At 40.5% G+C, this 237-nt stretch carries 1 protein-coding gene; it reads left to right on the forward strand.

The annotated features are described in order from the left end of the window. Window positions 1-237 (forward strand): contractile injection system protein, VgrG/Pvc8 family (locus ACG916_RS21690; protein WP_419329555.1); only part of this gene is annotated, 237 nt, incomplete at both ends.

A 237-nucleotide genomic window follows, 5' to 3' on the forward strand; every position in this document is an offset into this window, starting at 1 on the left:
GTGATTTTGACTTCCTGACCCGTTTGATGAGAAGTGAAGGGATTAACTGGTTGATCGATGAAGCTCAGCTTAAAGTATCGAGCTCAACAGAACAAATCCAAGCACAAAAGCTTCGTTTAATCGATGATAATTCGCAATTTAGTGCCTTAGAACGCCGCAATATTCGCTTCCATAGAAGCAGCGCCGTAGAAAAAACTGATTCAATTACCAATTTTATTGGTCAGCGTTCCATTCAAC

This window comes from Acinetobacter legionensis (assembly GCF_048552295.1).
Lineage (GTDB): Bacteria > Pseudomonadota > Gammaproteobacteria > Pseudomonadales > Moraxellaceae > Acinetobacter.